This is a genomic window from Sphaerotilus sp. (assembly GCF_013299175.1).
Taxonomy (GTDB): domain Bacteria; phylum Pseudomonadota; class Gammaproteobacteria; order Burkholderiales; family Burkholderiaceae_C; genus Sphaerotilus.
Map to the genome: position 1 here is coordinate 1 of NZ_JAAFKF010000178.1, position 4,138 is coordinate 4,138.

Below are 4,138 nucleotides of genomic sequence, written 5' to 3' on the forward strand. Positions count from 1 at the left end.
GATCGCGCGGGCCTGCCCCGTGTTGAAGTTCCAATACTCCGTGGACAAGGCCAGTGCGGTTCGGCGCCCGACCTCTTCGAACTGCGCCACCTCGCCCTGCACCAGCCGCTGGCCGGTCAAGTGCTGGAGGTAGCTGTTGCCGCCCACCGTCATCACCAAGGCGGAAGGGATGACGATCAGCAGGAACTTGATCTGTACCGAGGCGCTGAACCAGAAGCGAGAGAGAGCGGACATGGTGGCGATGGGTGGCGATGCCCGGGCTTACTTGACCAGCTTGGCCTGCCAGGCGCCATTGCCGTAGCGGTTGACGCTGACCCGGCCGACGATGTCACCCGCCGCGTCGAAATCCACCGGCCCCGAAGCGCCGTCGTAGTTGATGTGCGCCCCCTGCTTGAGCAATGCCTTGGCCTTGGCAAACTCGCCGGGGTAGATGACCGCGCCCTTGGGCCCGGAAATCGCGCGCAGGCCGGCCGACACCTTGGACTTGTCGGCCACGCCAGCCGCCTCGATGGCCAGGGCCATCATGAAGGCGGCGTCGTAGGCATGGGCAACGTAGGGGCCGTCGGCCTTGACCTTGGCCCCCGCGGCCATCGCCAGCCAGCGTTTGTAGCCCTCGCGCTCGGTGTCGGCCGCGGCCAGCACGAAGGTCATGCGCGACAACTGCTCGGGGCTGAGCGCACTGGCCAAGTCCTTGGACATCAGGCCATCGGTGCCCAGCACGCGGCGCACGCCGGGCTGCTCCAGCACATCCTTGAGGTATTGCACGCCGCCCGAACCCGAATAGGCAAACAGCGCCACGTCCTCCGCGCCAGCCGCCGCCGCACGGGCCTCGCGCTGGTAGTCGGCCTGCCTGGGTTCATGCGACTGGTTGACGGTGACACGTCCGCCCAGGGCCTTGAAGGCGTCGGCAAACACCTGCGCCACGCCCGTGTTGTAGGCATCACTGGCATGGCTCACGGCCACGCTGCGCACGCCCATCTCGTGCGCGACCCGCGCCAGGGAGGTGCCCTTGAGCGCATCCGACGGCGCGGTGCGGAACACCAGATCCTGGTCATCCAACTGCGTGATGAGGGACGACGCCGACGCCACCGACAGCAGCACCACCCCGGCCGGAATCGTCACCGAGCGCGCGACCCGCAGGGTCACGCCCGAGCACACCGGCCCCACCATGGCCACCGCGCCGGCCTGGATCAACTGGCGCACCGCGTCCACGCCCTTGTCGGGGTCGCAGGCGGTGTCGGCGAACTGCAGGCGGTAGGTGTCGCCCAGCACGCCTCGCGCAGCAGGTTCTTCTGCACCTTGCCCATCGCGTTGCGCGGCAGGTCGGCGACGACGAAAGCGCGCTTGGGCACCTTGAAGTTGGCGATCTTCGACTTGAGCGCGGCCACCAGCGTCTCCACGTCGAGCGCCTCACCCGCCTTCGCCACGATCACCGCCACCACCGCCTCGCCGAAGTCCGGGTGCGGCACGCCGATCACCGCCGACTCCGCCACGCCGGCCATGTCGTTCAGGTAGCCCTCGATCTCGGCCGGGTAGACGTTGTAGCCGCCCGTGATGATGAGGTCTTTGCTGCGGCCGACGATGGTGAGGTACCCGCGCCCATCAGCGTCGAATCGGCCGACATCGCCGGTCTTGAACCACGCATCGGCCGTGAACTCCTCGGCGGTCTTCTCCGGCATGCGCCAGTAGCCGCCGAACACGTTCGGGCCGCGCACCTGCACGTTGCCGATCTCGCCGGCCGGCAGCGCCCCGCCCGCGTCATCGACCACGCGCACGCCGACCAGGGGCAGCGCCGGGCCAACCGTGCCGCCGATCCGATCGCCGTCCTCGGCGCGGCAGGGGTTGGACGTGAGCATCACGGTCTCGCTCATGCCATAGCGTTCCAGGATGGTGTGGCCGGTGCGCGTCTGCCAGTCGCGGAAGGTCTCGATCAGCAGTGGCGCCGAGCCGGAGATGAACAGCCGCATGGGGGCACAGGCTTCGCGCGTGAGACCCGCCTCCTGCAGCAGCCGCACGTACAGCGTCGGCACGCCCATGAAGACGGTGGCCCGCGGCAGCCACTCGACCACCGCCTTCGGGTCGAACTTCGACAGCCACAGCATCTTCGAGCCGTTGAGCAGTGCGCCGTGGCTGGCGACGAACAGGCCGTGGACGTGGAAGATCGGCAGCGCATGGATCAGCACATCGCCGGGCTGCCAGTCCCAGTGGGTTTTCAGCACCTGCGCGTTGGACAGCAGGTTGCCGTGGCTGAGCATCGCGCCCTTGCTGCGGCCGGTGGTGCCGCTGGTGTAGAGGATCGCGGCGAGGTCGTCGGCCGCTTTCACCGCCGGTTCGTGCTGGTCACTGAAATGCGAGGCACGTTCCAGCAGCGAGCCGGTGCGGTCGTCGTCGAGCGTGAAGACGTGGGCCACGCCCTTCTGGAACGCCAGCTTGCTGATCCAGGGGAAGTTCTTGCTCGCGCAGACGAACACCGCCGGCTCGGCGTTGCCGATGAAGTAGTCGAGTTCGGCGGCCTGGTACGCGGTGTTCAATGGCAGGTAGACGAAGCCAGCGCGCAGCGTCGCCAAGTACAGCACCAGCGCCTCGACCGACTTCTCGGTGTGGACCGCCACGCGGCTGCCGGCCGGGATCTCCAGCGACTGCAGCAGGTTGGCCAGCATCGCCGTCGCGCGTTCCAGGTCGTGCCAGGCGTAAACGAGGCCGCTGTCGGTCTCGATCGCCGCCGCGTCGAGGTCGGCGGGGAAGGCACCGCGCAGCGCGGCAAACAGGTTGTCGTTGGACATGGTCATGCGGGGTAGTCAGGCGGTCAGGCAATCAGGAGCCGGTGAAGTTCGGCTTGCGCTTCTCGATGAAGGCGGTGATGCCTTCGCGGTGGTCGGGGCCGGTGGCGTAGGCGGCGAATTCGGCGCGCTGGGCTTCGGTGAAATGGAACTGCGGTGCGACGAGGCGCAAGGCACGTTTGTTCAACCGTGCGGCGCGGGGTGCCCCGGCCGCGATGCGCTGAGCCGTCGCCTCGGCTTCGGCGGCCACCTCGTCGTCGTACACCACGCGGTGAACAAGTCCACGGCGCAAGGCGGTCTCGGCATCCAGCAAACGCGCTTCGAGCAGGATCTCGGCCGCCGTCGCCAGCCCCGCCACCCGCGCCACGCCGGCCAGTTCGTCACACGCCATCGGGAAGCCCAGCCGGGCAATCGGCGCCCCGAAGCGGCTCGACTGGCCCGCGATGCGCAGGTCACATTGACACGCGATCTCCAGCCCGCCGCCGACACAGGCCCGCTCGATCTGCGCCACCAGCGGGATGTCGCAGCGGTACATTGCGTCCAGCGCCGGGGCAACGATCTCCTCGTGGAAATGCCGCAGCCGCGCCTCGTCGAAGCGGAAGGCGGGGAACTCCTCGATGTCACCGCCGGAGACGAAGGTGCCGCCCTCCCCGCGCACGATCACGCAGCGCAGCAGCGGCTCGCGTTCGGCCAGGCCGTCGAAGACGCCGCGCAGGGCTTGCCACATGGCGACGCTGACGGCGTTGAGCTTGCCGGGATTGGCGAGGGTGACGATGGCCACGTCGAGGAGCGTGGCGTGGGATTCGAAGCGGACTTCGGGGGTAGCGGCAGCGGTGGTGTTCACGCGGTCAGACAGTCAAGGTCGAAGGAAAGGTGCATCTTAGTGCGCAGCCGGAGTCGGCAACAATTGGCGGTCGTGGCCGTCACCGAGGCCAACGCAGCACGGCTTTGTTGCACAACTCCCCCAGGTTGAGATTCCCCTGACCCCAGACGGAATCACGCCACAGCCCGCGTCATCGGAGTGCCCAGGTGGGTGGAGCGGGCAGTGGCGGCGTGAGGCCCGCTGCGGCAGCGACTCAGGCGCGGATCTGTTCCAGCGTCTTCTGCCCCTGCCGCTTGTACGGCACCCGGTAAGCTGCCTTCGAGGTCAGCTCCGCCACGCCCAGGATCGTCGGCCACCACTCGACAAAGCGGGCACTCATCTCCCAGAACGGCTTGCCCGCCCACTGTCGGTCCAGCACGAACACCGACAGCCCGTGCCGGCGCACCAGCTCCCGCTCGGCGGTCGTCTTCCGGAACTGGTCGCAGGAAATGATCGACCAGCCGCCCTCCCCGGCCAGCGCAGGCAGCCAGACCTC

At 68.4% G+C, this 4,138-nt stretch carries 5 protein-coding genes; all 5 read right to left on the reverse strand.

Annotated features, from left to right (window positions below):
- The coding region (locus QZW52_RS18730) for a hypothetical protein (protein ID WP_294001576.1) at nt 1–234 on the reverse strand (234 nt) is incomplete at its 3' end.
- Nucleotides 235–261: 27 nt separating this feature from the next.
- A complete protein-coding gene (locus QZW52_RS18735; protein ID WP_363227059.1) occupies nt 262–1,272 on the reverse strand; it encodes an ABC transporter substrate-binding protein in 1,011 nt (336 codons plus the stop codon).
- Nucleotides 1,191–2,783 carry a malonate--CoA ligase gene (locus tag QZW52_RS18740; RefSeq protein ID WP_363227061.1) on the reverse strand — a complete coding sequence of 531 codons (1,593 nt, stop codon included), beginning with the start codon at nt 2,781–2,783 and terminating at the stop codon, nt 1,191–1,193. Before QZW52_RS18740 ends, QZW52_RS18735 begins: the two co-directional genes overlap by 82 nt.
- A 31-nt stretch (nt 2,784–2,814) precedes the next feature.
- Entirely contained in the window at nt 2,815–3,624 is an 810-nt protein-coding gene (locus QZW52_RS18745; protein WP_434738368.1) for an enoyl-CoA hydratase/isomerase family protein, read from the reverse strand.
- A gap of 232 nt (nt 3,625–3,856) precedes the next feature.
- A partial coding sequence (locus QZW52_RS18750) for a PIN-like domain-containing protein (protein ID WP_473964396.1) occupies nt 3,857–4,138 on the reverse strand: 282 nt, incomplete at its 5' end.